Source organism: Ligilactobacillus acidipiscis DSM 15836, from assembly GCF_001435755.1.
Lineage (GTDB): Bacteria > Bacillota > Bacilli > Lactobacillales > Lactobacillaceae > Ligilactobacillus > Ligilactobacillus acidipiscis.
Genome location: NZ_AZFI01000440.1, coordinates 1 through 222 on the forward strand (window position 1 = coordinate 1; position 222 = coordinate 222).

At 44.1% G+C, this 222-nt stretch carries 1 pseudogene; it reads right to left on the reverse strand.

Features of this window, described 5'->3' with window-relative positions:
- Window positions 1-222: pseudogene (locus tag FC65_RS11375) on the reverse strand (DNA topoisomerase); the annotation flags it as partial.

A 222-nucleotide genomic window follows, 5' to 3' on the forward strand; every position in this document is an offset into this window, starting at 1 on the left:
TTAAAACGGTCGCTTGCGGTGTTTCTAAGAAGACTTCGGCGGCTTTTTGCACTTGCTGTTGGTGATTGATTTGTTGCTTAATGGCTGCACTGCCAGTTAATTGTGTTGGGACATCAGCGATCAATTTCACTACGAACTTCTTAATTTGGCTCAAAAAGTTATCCGGGGTGCGTTCTTCGGTACTGATTTGCTGTAACGCTTGCTCCCATTTTGCTGTCATCT